Source organism: Paenibacillus sp. FSL R5-0636, from assembly GCF_037974255.1.
Lineage (GTDB): Bacteria > Bacillota > Bacilli > Paenibacillales > Paenibacillaceae > Paenibacillus_AQ > Paenibacillus_AQ odorifer.
Genome location: NZ_CP150232.1, coordinates 935424 through 950182, shown reverse-complemented (window position 1 = coordinate 950182; position 14759 = coordinate 935424). Strand labels below are relative to the sequence as shown.

Below are 14759 nucleotides of genomic sequence, written 5' to 3'. Positions count from 1 at the left end.
CTTTACCCCCTCACCGTCAAATCGGTGCTCAGTGTATCATTCACATGCTTACCCACTAGCACTTTAAAGGCTCCTGGCTCTACAACAGGTCTTAAATCCGGTCCGATATATTGCAATTGCTCCGGTCCTACCGTGAACAACACGGTTTGCTTCTCACCCGGAGCCAACTTGATTTTGTCAAAAGCCTTCAATTCCCTGGTGGGACGCGTGACCTTACTGGCGACATCGGAAATGTACAGTTGCACCACCTCTGCGCCCTCACGGTCTCCTGTATTCTGAACGTCCACGGAAACTGTAGCCGTCTCCCCAGCCGTAATTACTTCTGGTTCTACCTTCAAGCCGGAGTACGTAAATTCGGTGTAGCTAAGCCCGAAGCCGAACGGATACTGAGGCTGGGAATCGGCCTCCAGATATCTTTTGCCACGGGAACGTTTGCCGTTGTAATAGACCGGGAGCTGGCCCACATGCTTCGGCACAGATACAGTCAACTTCCCGGAAGGGTTCACATCGCCGAACAGGATATCCGCAACAGCGTGTCCGCCTTCTTGGCCTGGATACCAGGCTTCCAGAATGGCATGTGCATGCTCGTCAATCCAAGGCTCGCTCACCGGACGGCCGTTAATATAAACGACGATCACAGGTTTGCCGAGCTGATGAACCTGCTGGATCAGTTCCAGCTGCACTCCCGACAGGGTCAACGACACCCGGTCAATGCCTTCGCCGCAGTCCATATCATTCCAGGCATTCTCCGTCACCTTGGACGCGCCTGTCTTGAGATCGATACTGCCTTCCCCGAAATCGCGTGCACTGGAGCCGCCGACGACCATAACAACGGTATCGGCCTGCTCTGCACAAGCGAGCGCGGCTTCAAAACCTTCGCGCGAATCGCCTTTGATCCGGCATCCCGGTGCATAGAGCACCCGCTCCGGCTCTGCAGCCAGCTTGCTGCGGATGCCGCTGAGCACGGTCGCTACCTTAGCCGGAGGCTGTGGCGAGGTGTAATCGCCGAGCTGGTTGTACCCGGCATCGGCGTTAGGGCCAATGACGGCGATCGTGCCGGCCGTCTTGGATAATGGCAGCACACCTGCTTCATTTTTCAGCAGGATGATGCTCTCGCCCGCCACTTGCCGGGCCAGCTCTTGATGCGCCTTACTGCCGATGACGCGTTCAGCCGCATCAGGATCAGCATATGGCTGCTCGAACAGGCCCAGCCTGAATTTGAGCGTCAGCACACGGCGGACCGCACGATCCAGCAGTGCCGGGTCCAGCTTGCCATCACGGACGGCAGCCACCAGGTATTTGCCGTACATTTCCCCGGACATCTCCATGTCGATGCCGGCTTCCATTGACTGCACTGCTGCATCCATGCCATCTTCAGCTACATCATGGCCAGAGGCCAGCATCTCTATAGCTCCGCAATCGGTAATGATTAGACCCTCAAACCCCCATGCTTCGCGGAGTATATCCTCTAGTAGTTCTGTATTTGTCGTGCAAGGCACGCCGTCTATTTCGTTATAAGCAGGCATAATGGAGACTGCACCCGCTTCGACCGCTTTTTTGAAGGGCAGCAGATCCACTTCCAGCAGTTCACGCCAGCCCATGTGCACAGGCCCGGCATTCCGGCCGCCTTCTGAGCTGCCGTATCCCACAAAATGCTTCAGCGTAGCCCCCACGCTGCCGCCGCTCTGCAAGGATTCCCCCTGCAGACCTTCAACGGCCGCAACCGCCATCTCGCTGATCAGGTAAGCGTCCTCGCCGAAGCACTCCTCGGTGCGGCCCCAGCGGGGATCACGCACCACATCCAGCACGGGCGAGTACGTAACCGCGCCGCCCTGACTGCGTGTCTCCAGCGCTACGGCGCGGCAGACCTCACGATACAGCTCCACATTCCAGGAGCTGCCAAGCGACAGGGGCACCGGGAATACGGTGGCCCCGATCGCCATGTGACCATGCGAGCATTCCTCGCCGATCAATACCGGAATGCCCAGCCGCGAATGCTCCAGCACATACCGCTGGAGCGTATTCACCGCTTCCGCACCTTCACGCGGAGACAGGCCAGTGGCCAGCGTCACACCGGTCCACGGGTCAGCGCGCAACATCCCGTAAAGCGAGCCCACGCCGCCCCCCGCAACCTTCTCCTTGAAGCTTTCTGTCAAGGTCATCTTACCGTCTCTATGTTCATAGGCCTGCCAGCCAAAAGGCTGAATCAGCTGGCCGGCCTTCTCTTCCAAAGTCATCAGTCCGAGCAGATGCTCCGCCCGTTCTTCAGCAGGTAAATTCGGGTTTGTATAACTCATTCTTTAACAGCCCCTACAGTAAGACCTTGAATGAAATAACGCTGGAAGAACGGATAAGCAAAAATAATCGGCCCTGTCGCCAGCACCACCATCGCCATCCGCGATGTATCCTGCGGCATGGAGCGAAGAGCTTCCAGACTGAGCGAACTGTTCTGGGAGTTCTGCAAAATAAACTGCATACTGGTCTCGATCCGCATCAGCATCGATTGCAGCGGGACTAAATTCGGGTTGTCGATGTACAGCAGCGCATTGAACCAGTCATTCCAATAGCCGAGGGTGCTGAACAAGGCAATCGTAGCCAGACCGGGCAGTGATAAAGGCAACACCAATTTCAGGAAGATACGGAACTCGCCCGCCCCGTCGATTTTGCCGGATTCGATTATGGCATCAGGCACACTCGTGCTGTAGAAGGTGCGCAGAATCATAATGTAAAAAGCATTCACCGCCAGCGGCAAAATCAGCGCCCAGATCGTATCCTTCAGGCTTAGAAACTGCGTAACGATAATATAAGTCGGCACAAGTCCACCGTTGAACAGCATGGTAAAAAACGCGAAGAAAGAGAAGAAATTGCGGTAACGGAAGCTTTTCCGGGAAATGGCATACGCATAAAATGCGATAAACAAAAGGCTGATGATCGTCCCGATCACCGTAACAAAAATCGTCACACCATAGGAACGCAGCAGCATATCTCCGGATTCAAACACATAGCGGTATGCGCCGAGACTCCATTTTGCCGGAATCAGCTTATAGCCATCCCGCGCCAGTGCCACCTCATCGGTGAAGGAGATGATCACGACGAACAGAAACGGAAACACGCACAGAAACGCAAAGATGCCGGCTATCAGATTAAAAGTGATATTCCAGGGCGTTGAGAGATGGTGGAAATCACGTTCTTTTTTAGTCTTAGTAATGGAAGACATATGGCCCACTCCTTTCATTAGGTTCTAGAACAAAGCGCTATCCTTGTTGTATTTGCGGACAATATAGTTGGAGGTCATCACTAGCGTAAAGCCGACAACCGATTGATACAGACCTGCGGCAGTGCTCATACCAATCTCACCTGTTGTTTTGAGCCCTTGATAGACATAGGTATCAATAACATTCGTGACACTGTAGAGCGTACCGGAATTACGAGGCACCTGGTAAAAGAGACCGAAGTCGGCGTAGAAGATTTTACCGATGGCCAGCAGGGTCATGATCGTAATAATTGGACTCAGCAACGGCAGTGTAATATTGCGAATCTGTTGGAACTTACTAGCTCCGTCGATCATCGCCGCTTCATACAGCGACTTGTCGATCCCCATAATAGCTGCGAGATAAACTACGCTGTTGTAACCAACCGCTTTCCACAGATAGACTAAGATCAGGATGAACGGCCAATAGGCTTTTTCCGAATACCACTGAATTGACTCTGCGCCAAAAAAGCCCATGATCTGGTTCAGCATCCCACGTTCGGAGCTCAGGAAACTAAATGCAAAATAGCCGACCACGACCCATGACAGGAAGTAGGGCAGGAACATGCCGGTCTGATACACTTTGGCCAGCTTCTTGTTCACAATCTCGGACAGCACAATCGCCATCAGAACCGACAAGATCAAGCCAAGCAGGATAAACGCTCCATTGTAGAGCAAGGTGTTGCGGGTAATGATGTACGCGTCATTGGTGGTAAACAAAAACTTGAAGTTGTCTAGCCCCACCCATTTGCTGTTGATAATACTCGCCCAGAAGCCGTCGCGGCTAAAGCGGTATTCCTTGAAAGCAATAATCGTTCCTATCATCGGCAGGTAAGAGAAAAAGAGAAACCAAAGCGCACCTGGTAAAACCATGAGCAGCATAATCTTGTTATTCATAATATTTTTTATAAATCCGCTGATTGTCTTCACACTTAGATCCCTCCTGTATGTCCTTATATTTCAAAAAAAGACCGGGTCAGAGGCCACGCCCCAGCCCCGATCTTCTCTTACGTTGATGTTTTACTTGTTGTTGGACGCTTTCCAGGCATCAATTTGCGATTGCGCTTCAGCGATAATTTTGTCCAAACCAGCTGCCTTGAATTTCTCAATAGCTTTCGGTAGATACTCGTCAGGATCAACGGTTCCAGTCATCAGTGGTGACCAGTATTCTTCTTTTACGTTCTGAACCGCAGCGATTTCAGTGGTCACCTTAGAAGTGTCGAAGTTAAAACCAAGCAGCGGTGCATTTACACCGGATTCATTAAACTTTTTGAACTCTTCCCATTTGTTCTCAGGGTCACCCTCGTTCAAATAGTTGATCATGATATTGCCCAGCGAGAAGGTTGGCATGTCATAGTTCTTGGATTCATCCAGGTTCTTCATGGAATTCTCACCGGTCTTCTCGTAGTGCACGCCTTCGATTCCGGAGTCAATCATGTTGCGAAGCACCGGATCGGTGTTAAGCAGGTTCAGGAACTCCATCGCTTTCTCCGGATATGCGGAGTTAGCCGAGATGGCTTGCATCGAACCCATAACGGACCAGTTGTAGATGTAAGGTTTGCCAGCTGGCGTGGAAACTACAGGATAGCCGTAGCTTGCCGACCACAGATTGTCCGCCATCGGCTGGGTAGCCGCGCGATCCATGAACCAGTTCGAAGATTTATATAGATCATCCACCGAAGTTGTAGTTGCTACTTCCGGCGAGATATAACCTGCCTTGTAATATTTGCGAACGGTTTCAAGAGTGCTTTTGAGTTCTGGGGATTCCAGAATGTTCACGATCTTGTAATCCTTCGTGTCCATATAAACAGCCATTGGCATCTTTTCAATGATGTAGTCGAACGGCAGCACTGGCATGAAATCCTTCACCATAGCGTAAGGCGTGATGCCCGGTTCATTCTCTTTAATCGTCTTCAGCAGTGGTTCAATGCTTTCCATTGTGTTCACCCCGGAAATGTCGAGGTTATATTTGTCGAGCAGCTCTTTATTGAAGCGCCAAACTTCTTGCGCCGGAAGCTCTTTGTTGGCAGGAACGGCATAATTATGTCCATCTACCTTGGAACCTTCCAGGAACGCCGGATCAATCGTGTCTACGATGCCTTTTCCATATTCATTAAGCAGGCTGTCCAATTCCATAAAAGCGCCTTTGCGGGCATTTTGCACATAATCGAACGCCCAAGAGCACGTAAAGAGAATGTCCATGGGTTCACCAGCGGCTACTTTGACCTGCATTTTTTGTGTATAATCACCAAAATCAATCATATTCATCTTCAGGGTGACATTTATCTTCTCTTTAGTGTACTTATTGACTTCTTCCACGACACGGTCCAGATCCTTCTGCGGTCCGCCGATCGTGTACCAGATCAGTTCGACTGGTTTCTCGGATGATGCACCGTCGCCGCCCGCTCCTGAACTGTTAGTTGCCGCGTTGTTTGAATCGCCGCCACATGCGCTGAGCGCAAGCGAGAATGCCATAAGTGATGTCAGTAACAGGGAAAACCTTTTTCTTTTGTTGTTGCCCATTCCTGTATAACCTCCCCTTTGTTTACCTCAAGATCGCTGGCCTAATCCGGAATTAAACCAGCAGCTTTCTCCTTCAAGGACTATCTTTACTGTAATTTATGAAAGCATTTTCAAACAGAAGATAAACTAAATAAATCATGTAGAAAATAAAGAAAAAGCTTGCAGCGGGGGTCCGCTAGACAAGCCCTTTGTACTCCGTAGGAGATATCCCGACATGCTTCTTAAATTGTTTGTAAAAATATCCGGTCTCCCAATAGCCTACTTTGAGAGCGATTTCATGAACTTTAAGTGAGGTAATCCGCAGCAGCTCCTTTGCCTTCTCAATCCGGTATTTATTGATATATTCGGTGAATGACTCATTCACCTCTTTATGGAACAGCTGTCCCAAATACACCGGGTGAATATGGTATTGGGCACCGAGGGTCTTCAGTGACACATCTTCATTGTAGGACTCATGGATATAATTCAGCACCTGCTGCACGACTGGACTCTTTACGTCCCGAACTAAGGCGTCTACCGTAATGGTAGCGGCTTCCTGAATAATCTGAGTCAGTTCATTTATGGAAACTGTGGAGCGAATGAGGCCAAAACCGTCTGCAAAAAGCTCCGGTTCTTCCACATGGCGGATCTCCTGCAGCTGCATCTTGAAGCGGATCAACCATTCCATAGCAATGCCTTGCAGCAGCACAGGTGTAATCCCCTCCATCCGCCGCAGCTGCTCAAAATGATCCTGAATCCGCACCAGCAGCGCTTCCTTATCCTTCGCCATAATCAGCTTGAGATCATCTTCCCAATTCAGCGGCATACCTTGGACGGCAACCTCATGCCTGTCCTGAACTTCCTCATAATGCAGCAGATTCCGTTCTGGGAACAGCATGAAATATTCCTGAGTCATCTTTGCATGGGCATAACTCTGAGCCGCCGCCTCCTCCGTCTCCTCCACCGTTCCTACGGACAGCCGCATGGGTGGTCCGCCAGTTAGGGACAACAGCAGTTGTTCATGAAGTCTCTCAACCTCTTCTTTACCCTGCTGATACTCACTAAGCAGATGCAGCAGCACGGTATCTCCATCCATATCCCGGAATGCAATCAAAGACGGGTTACCGCCTACAACCTCTTCCACCGCCTGAAATAGCTCGGCAGCGTCCTGTTCAGGGCGAAGCAGGGCCACCTGCACCAGCGGCTTATCTAGTCTAAGTCCCAGAAAATCAGTCCGTTCGCTGAATTCCTTCGGCCCAATCTGGCACCGCAGCCAACGGTACATCACATTATCGCGCAGAATGGAAATACTATGCGCATTGAATTGACTCTCTTGGCGGGAGACACCCAGCTTCTCGGCGGCAGTTACTAATGTTGCCCGGAACTCTTGCAAATTAATAGGCTTGAGCAGATAATTTTCAATGCCGAGCGCCATTCCCTCCTTAAGATATCCAAATTCATCATAACCACTGAGGATAACAACTTTGATCTCCGGTTGAATCTCCCGCACAGCCCGGATCAGATCCAGTCCGTTCATCAGCGGCATGGAAATATCCGTAATCAGAATATCCGCTGGGACAAACCGCAACGACTCCAGCGCTTCCTGGCCGTTCTCGGCGTGGCCGACAATCTCCATCCCCAGTGCTGCCCAATCCACAATGTCATATAATCCTTCGATAATAAAAGGCTCGTCGTCCACAATGAATATTTTATACATGGTTTGGATCATCCTCTCCCAGATCGGGAAAATACACAGTCACGGTTGTGCCGGTACCCGCTTCGCTTTGTAATTCAATGCCATACTCACTGCCATAAAGCAGCTTCAAACGTTCATGAATACTGCGCAGGCCGAATGATTCCGATTGTTCATCTGGCTGCAAAAGACCTTCTTTGAGCTGGACCAATCTGTCCGGGGCAATCCCCCGCCCATTGTCTGTAACTACCGCACGCAAATATTTGCCATCCTTGGCCACAGCCACACTGATGTGATTATCATTCTTGTCCACGCGCATCCCATGCAGAATGTAGTTTTCAATGATGGGCTGCAGCGACATTTTGAGTACAACTCTTCCGGTAAGCTCTTTACCGCATTCCATTGTATAAGAGAATTTATCCTTATAACGGATGCGGAACAGCTCCAGATATAAACGGCAGGCCTCTAGTTCATCCTTCATCGTATGCTTGGGTTTCTGGTGAACATAGCTTTTGAACAACACCGACAAGCTGTAGATCATCTCCCCGACATCTGAAGCTCCTTGAGAGATGGCCCTCATCCGGATCACCTCTAAGGTATTGTAGAGAAAATGTGGGTTTACCCTGGCTTCAAGCGCGGCAATTTCGGTATGTTTTTGCTTGATTTCAGCCTTGAACACACGGTCTATATGAAGATTCAGCTCATCCAGCATGTCGTTGAAGCTCTTGGAGATCTGCCCCAGCTCGTCTTCTCTGACATCGGTAATCCGGGCATCCAGGTCACCGTTTTTCACTTTGCGGGTGAACTTGATAATTTTATGAGTCCGTCTGGCAAAATTATTGATAAATAAAGTGGGCGTAATAATCGCAAACAACAGGCAGATCAAGCAGATAATGAAGATCATGTTCCGCAATCCCCTATAGGTGGCGGCTAATTCCTGCTTAGGCACAGCACTCAACACAGTAAATCCGCCTTGGGTATGAGTCTGCTTAGTAATGATCATCCCGCCAACTTCTTCACCATCTGTATAGGCGGAATTCATCTGCTCGGGATAAGGATAGCGCTTTCCATAATAAGTGCCCGAGGTATCAAATAACACATCCCCATCCGCTGCCAGCACCAGAATCTTTCCCTTGAAGTCATCCTTATAATTGCCCATACTCCCCCAGACCTCGCTGGCATCAAAATAGACTAGAAGCTGACCAATGTTGCGCAGTGATATCTTGTTATTGACCGGGGTACGAACCGTAAACATCGGCCCCTCCGGAGATGAGATCGCCTGACTGACCCAAGTGTTTGGAGCGGTGACACTGCCTTCCTCCTCCAGATACAGCGCATCCGGTACAAAAGAATGGGCTGCATTAGTGGAAATAATCTGAAATTTGCCTTGGTTGTTATAGACATACAACTGCTGCTCAGCTGCACTGTAGAGCATTAAACTGCGGATATCAGGATCATCTTCAACTTGATTGCGAAAAAACTGCACGGTATCCGTCGTAGCATTACTTTCGTTGAAATACCGGTCCAGCCGGTACCTCACGTAATCTTCATACGGGTGCTCCAGCAAATACGACGTATTAGCAGTCAGCTCCGTGTCCCGGTACACGTCCCGCATCATAGACTGTACAGAGTCATATTTCTGCTCAATATAGCTGTTGATGCTCTCCACGGTACGTTTCTGAATCTCCATCTGCCGCTGCACTACGGCCTGAGACATGAGCAAGAACATCAGGTAAGAGAAGGTGATAATGGTGACCACGGCAATGACTGAGAAGAGCAGGATGATTTTCATAAACAGATTATTCTTCAGATACTTTCTGTACAATTTCCCCGGAAACATCAGCAACCTCCTACAGCAGGGGGGAAGCCTAAGCTTCGCTGCTTGTCATTATGAATAAAGTATAGCATGAGGTGCTTCCTGCCTGTGGCTGGTAAAAGCTTGCATTCCTCCGCTAAGCAAAGACAGTCTGCCCATGGAGCAAAGGGCTCCTTGGGCAGACCGGGGTGGGACTATATAATCTACCGGATGTAATTCAAGATGAACTGCGCAGCCTCGGCACGGGTCGCCAAGCCACCGGGCACAAAATTCCCGTCCGTGCGGCCATTCACCAGACCCAGTGATGACGCAGCATTCACGCTGTCTGCCGCCCAGGCTGCTACCTCACCGGAATCGGTGAATGTTGCCGGGGCTGATGACTGAAGCGCTCCATGCTCCAGTACATAGGCACGCATTAGCATAGTCACAATCTCCTGGCGGCTGATGTTCGCACTCGGATCGAAGTGTTCAGCAGTGCGTCCGCCTACAATACCTGCCCGGACCAGACGCGCCAGGTCCTGCTCATACCATACACCAGATGGCACATCACTAAATTTCAATTCCGCCTGAGCTTGCAGTCCCAGCACGCCAGCCAGCAGCTTCACAAATTCCGCTCTTGTAATACTGCGGGCGGGCTCAAATCCATTTTCGGAAGTGCCTTGTATCAGATGTTTAGCCGCCAGCTGGCGGATAGTGTCCGCAGCCCAATGGGTAGACGGAACGTCAGCGAAGGATTTATTGTACTCCAGCACAGCCAGCCTGCCTGTTCCGCTAAACTCTCCTAGCAGGAAGCCATTCGCGTATACTCCGCCGAGATAGGTAAGCGAACCCCCTTCAGCAATAGCATATAAACCAAGCAAATTAGTATTATAATCCGTATTTGCTGCACTCCATTGTATGGTTACTGGTTTGCTGAAGCTTGGAAGACGGTTAGATGTACCATTCCCCGCGATGATGCTCAGATCAAACGTCATCCCCGTACCCCGCAAGACCACCCCACGCTCTGCTTTCAGTGTGCTCATGTTCAAAGTTTCCGGGCTGAGCTTCACCTGAATCTTGCTGCCTGAAGCTTGAGCTTCATTAAGCAGAGCCTTCAATTGCACCAGCAATTCCGGCGCAATACCAAGTGTGGTTCCCGAGGCGGCCAATTCAAGTTGACGGATCCCTAGCAATTCACCTGCATTCACAGGCAGCTCGATAGCTGTAACGCCTGCCGGCACATTTACCGTCACTTTTCCGTTCTCAGTAGATGTACTGAGTGCACTTGCTGGAACAGTCAATGTTGCACTAGTCGGACTTGGAAGCGGCGTTGCTGTCGCTGCCGGAGTCGTTCCGCCAGTTCCCGTACCTGTCCCTGGAGCCGATGTCGGCTGCGGTGTAGATACAGGAGTATTGTGGACCTCCAAATCAATAATCCCGCTCTTTTGAACAGCCGTATAAGGGCGGCCATTCAGTATTTTGGTGTTGGTGACTACGGCCGTGTATTCGCCGCTGTCTGTTTCTTTTGCAGAAGCAATCGTATAATCACGCTCCACAGCGCCTTCAACGGCCTGCCCGTTTTTCAACCATTGGTAGCTTAACTCGCCATAAACTGCAGAAGCCACTACGGCAAAAGACACCTTATCACCTACAGCTGCCGGATTCTTATCTACGCTATAAGCGGTGATAATTGGCGCATCCGGTGCCGGATGTACTGTCACCGTAAGTTCATTACCGGTTCTTGTTGAAGGCTCCGTTCCCTCTTTTCCAGTCAGAGCCACACGGAACTGCGTACCGCTGTCTGCTTCAGAAGCAGTAAATGCGTATACCGCCGAAGTCACGCTCTCCGCTACAGTCCATTCCTCTGCGGTTGCTGCCTTCGTCTCCCAGCGAACCGATTCCACATCCCCGCGGATCTGTACGAACAGCTTCACTTCTTCATCAGCAATGACATCAAGTGCAGAAGGAAGATCGGTTATGAAATCAGGCGCTTCCCATGGTGCTTCAGCCGGAGTTACGTTAAGTGTGTACTCTGCTTCACTGCTGTCACCAGATTCATTGATGACGATGACCTTGTACTTATTGCCATCCATCCCGGTAGTCAAAGCAGGGATAGTATAGGTGGCGGACATTCCCAACGCATCTCCATAACCGCTGCCTGTGTCCGCATACCAGGCATAAGTCAGCTGCCCTGCGCCAGTGGCAACTGCCGTTAGTGTCGCGGACGTATTTTCACGGAAGGAGCCTTCCCCTACGATCTGCACCTTTGGAGCTTGCAAGGCCCACTTCGCCTGTAAGTTCAGTTCTCCGGTTATTAGATCTTCGGCAAAATTCCATCTTCGCGCACCTTCTCCTTCTCCAACGTACCAGCCTTCCAGGTCATAGCCCTCTCTGGCAATGCCCGTAGGCTCCAAGAGCAAAGTGCCATACACAGCCTCGGCCACAGTATTTGCTGGTTCACCCCCATTAGCATCAAAGAGAACGGGATAGCTGCCTTTCAGATAGACCGGTTTGGAGCGGTTGCCTGCATAATCCTCCATCACCACATGCACAACTTTTGCCGTCGAGGTAAAGCTTAAGCTCGCCTTAGTTGTCCGTCCACGGATAATCATCGGCTTATTGCCAGAGCTATACGTTGTGGCAAAAGATTTCGGATTCCCATCTTCATACACATACATATACCGCCAGTCCCTGGTATTCGGCATCGGCAGATTCAGCTTACCGTCCGTCCAGGACCATTCTTCCGCGTAAGGTTCCGCGACCGTGTCGATGAACCGGCCGCTGACCGAGACTGGATCGGTGTTGCCTGCGGTAACGGTGACAATGTAATCATCGCCGTTTACCGGCATCCCCGTGAACAGCGCAGTGCTTGCACCTGCCGGGACAACCACTTGCTGTGACACCGGTTCGGATGTCGTAATCCAATTCAAGGACTGCACTCGAACGGTAATATCACCGGAAGCTTGGGCGGAGTTCGTCCAGTTCACAGTCAACTCCCCGTCCGCGCTTGAATCCACCTTCACTCCGGAAACCGCCGCATCCAGATCAAAAGCCAACGATGCCGCTTCGCCCTCCACTCCATCCGCACCCACTGCAACCACTTTAAGGGTTCCGGATTTCACCGGGAGATGCTTCAGATAGAACACCTCATCGTATTTGCCGCCCATAAATACATCATTCACGTACACATTATATTGCTTGATCTTAGTGTAATCGGGATCTAGCTTCCACTTCACAACCATTTCACCTGTATCTGTAAAAGCTTCCGCAACTGCTAATTCCGCAGGAGCTGCGGGCTTTACGGCAGACCCGTCATAAACGCGCAGCTGTCCGACGTTCATCTGGTAGGTGGACGCTGTTCCTTGCCCGGGATCGAAGACCAGTCCAAGGGCTGCAATATTATGACCCGCGTATGCACTCAGGTCCAACTCCTTTGTCACCCAACCTTCCGAGTGCTGACCACTGTTTGGAATAGCGACCTCTACTACGGTATTCGGATCATCAGCCAGGATGAGTCCTACCGCCATCGCCGAAGCATCCGTGGCAGATGGCTTATTGAAGCTGATCGACAGCTTGGAGTTGCCATTGACCTCCAGCTCTGTTTTGTACAGACGCAAGAAGTTCTTCGCATTCAGATTGCCGTTCACCACCAGTGAACTGCCACCGTTATACGCACCGATCTGCTCATAGTTGTACCGGTTTGTGCCCGCAAGGTTGTACTCCGGTCCATAATCAAAATCTACAGTAAGCTTATTGCCAGCAGTATCCTGCCACCACTGCCAAGTCACCGGGATATCCTGCAGGCTCATATTAGACCACTCATCCGGGTTCGATACTTCACCGTTCACGGAATAGGACAAGCCCTGTCCAGTGTTAAAATTGGTGTAAAAGTTCTTGTCCTTAATTACCGAACGCTCCGCAATGACGGAGGAGATTCCCGGCCAGTAACGGTTGTCGGCATAAACATCGGAAACAGTATTGGTTGCCGATTTGACCGTATTCTTAGGGTCCACGTTCGGGCCTGACCACCATAGCTGCTCACGCAGTTTTGTCATCCATTGGTAGTCATTTTCGGATCTGTGCGAGACCGGGTAAGACAGGTTCATGTCCTCATCCAGACCGGCATGAACGAAGTCCGCACCGAGTGTAGCCAAGCTGAGCCGTGGCAAGCCATTGCTGTCCAGCTTGTTCATCAACGCTGTTCCGTTAACGGACTTGAACCGGTCGCGGCCTGCTTCCAGCCCTGCAAAACCAACGTCAAACAAGTTGTAGCTTGTTCCCAGACTGGCATTCAGATTGCTTAAGTAATTAGCCGCGTTGGTAATCTGTGTATTGCCAGCCCCGTAGTCGAAGAAAAACGAATTGGAGACGGGTTCCTTGGTGCTTTTATCCACTAAAAAGGAGATATTGGTATCATTAATCGTCCGGGCGAACGCATTAGCACCGGTATTGGTGTTCAGAGAGTCATACCACTGTACATATAGGCCGCCCTCTTGCAGCACCTTCATAAAAGCGATGTAATCGGGGATATCCTGGGTCGCGACATTCGGATTCATCTCTTCCTGATTTACAAAATAACCGTCAAACCCGAAATATCCGGCCATCTCGATCAGTTTATCCGCCACCGGAAAATTACCATTCTCGTCTTTAACTATCATTTGTTTGTACGTCTGCTGTCCACGGTCATTATTGGAAAAAAAGATTCCCGCCAATGACAGCACGCCGTTCTTATGCGCTGCATCGGTGTAGGTAGGGTTCGGGATATTCAGCATGCCGAATTCGAACCATTTTTGCTGCCAGTCCTTCTGGGCCAATTCATCATAATATTCCGGCGGGGTGTACGCAGTTGCTGTACCGTGCCAATAGGAGTAGTAATCAATATATTGCCAAAAGTTAAAATGATACTGCGCAAACTTGTTCGTATACGGCGCGTTCTCAATAAAAGCATTCCCGTAGTCGCCAGCAACGTTGATCATCTGTGTGTCTGCGCTAAGCGCTGGGTTAGCTTGGGTTGCAGCAAATGGGGCATTCCGCTTCTGCAGCGGCACCCGCGATCTCAACAGCTCTGCATCCGGATCAGTTGCCGGACTCCAGTTCGCAATATGGCTGCTCGTATATCCATGTACATTAGGCTGATTGGCACCCGGCGCACTGTCTCCTGTAAAAGGCCACGTATCGCCGGCGTAAGCCGTTAGGGGAAGTCCTGAAACTAGCAAAGCTGCCGCCAGAACAGCTGATGTCAGCTTACGACGCGCCTTTTTACCGGTGTGAAGGTTCATTTTCCACTCTCCTCGTCCTGTAGTTGTTTCGGTTACTCTCATCCATGAAGCGTAATGTGTGCTCAGTATATCGCCGAACAGCAAGTAGATTACTTCTGTTATCCCGTCCCTCTGCCGCTCCTACCCTCTTCTGCCTGCACATTCTGTATCCAACCACATATGTGCAAGCGCATTCATATTTGTCGGCACCCCCCCTGTCTTACTTTGATTAGTCCACCCTAATCTAACCCAGATCTTTCC

Annotated in this window: 7 protein-coding genes; all 7 read right to left on the bottom strand. The window is 50.6% G+C overall.

What is annotated here, in order from left to right; genetic code table 11:
* Nucleotides 1–2: 2 nt before the first annotated feature.
* The 7 genes from MKX34_RS04075 to MKX34_RS04045 all read right to left on the bottom strand — a co-directional run bounded on the left by MKX34_RS04075 (nt 3) and on the right by MKX34_RS04045 (nt 14519).
* Complete coding sequence (locus MKX34_RS04075; RefSeq protein ID WP_076296218.1) at nt 3–2297, bottom strand: glycoside hydrolase family 3 N-terminal domain-containing protein; 2295 nt, start codon at nt 2295–2297, stop codon at nt 3–5.
* A complete protein-coding gene (locus MKX34_RS04070) occupies nt 2294–3217 on the bottom strand; it encodes a carbohydrate ABC transporter permease (RefSeq protein WP_036684927.1) in 924 nt (307 codons plus the stop codon). The genes MKX34_RS04075 and MKX34_RS04070 overlap by 4 nt, the downstream gene beginning before the upstream one ends.
* 24 nt (nt 3218–3241) lie before the next feature.
* Nucleotides 3242–4171, bottom strand: a complete 930-nt coding sequence (locus MKX34_RS04065; protein WP_036684959.1) for an ABC transporter permease subunit — start codon at nt 4169–4171, stop codon at nt 3242–3244.
* A 99-nt stretch (nt 4172–4270) separates the two neighbouring features.
* Nucleotides 4271–5773, bottom strand: coding sequence for an ABC transporter substrate-binding protein (locus tag MKX34_RS04060; RefSeq protein WP_036684926.1), 1503 nt, complete (start codon nt 5771–5773; stop codon nt 4271–4273).
* A 175-nt stretch (nt 5774–5948) separates the two neighbouring features.
* Nucleotides 5949–7469: a response regulator transcription factor gene (locus MKX34_RS04055; protein WP_076098669.1), complete on the bottom strand. Its 1521-nt coding sequence runs from the start codon at nt 7467–7469 to the stop codon at nt 5949–5951.
* Nucleotides 7462–9285: a sensor histidine kinase gene (locus MKX34_RS04050; RefSeq protein WP_076274937.1), complete on the bottom strand. Its 1824-nt coding sequence runs from the start codon at nt 9283–9285 to the stop codon at nt 7462–7464. The genes MKX34_RS04055 and MKX34_RS04050 overlap by 8 nt, the downstream gene beginning before the upstream one ends.
* Before the next feature lie 179 nt (nt 9286–9464).
* Nucleotides 9465–14519, bottom strand: coding sequence for an S-layer homology domain-containing protein (locus MKX34_RS04045; RefSeq protein WP_081383839.1), 5055 nt, complete (start codon nt 14517–14519; stop codon nt 9465–9467).
* Nucleotides 14520–14759: the final 240 nt, after the last annotated feature.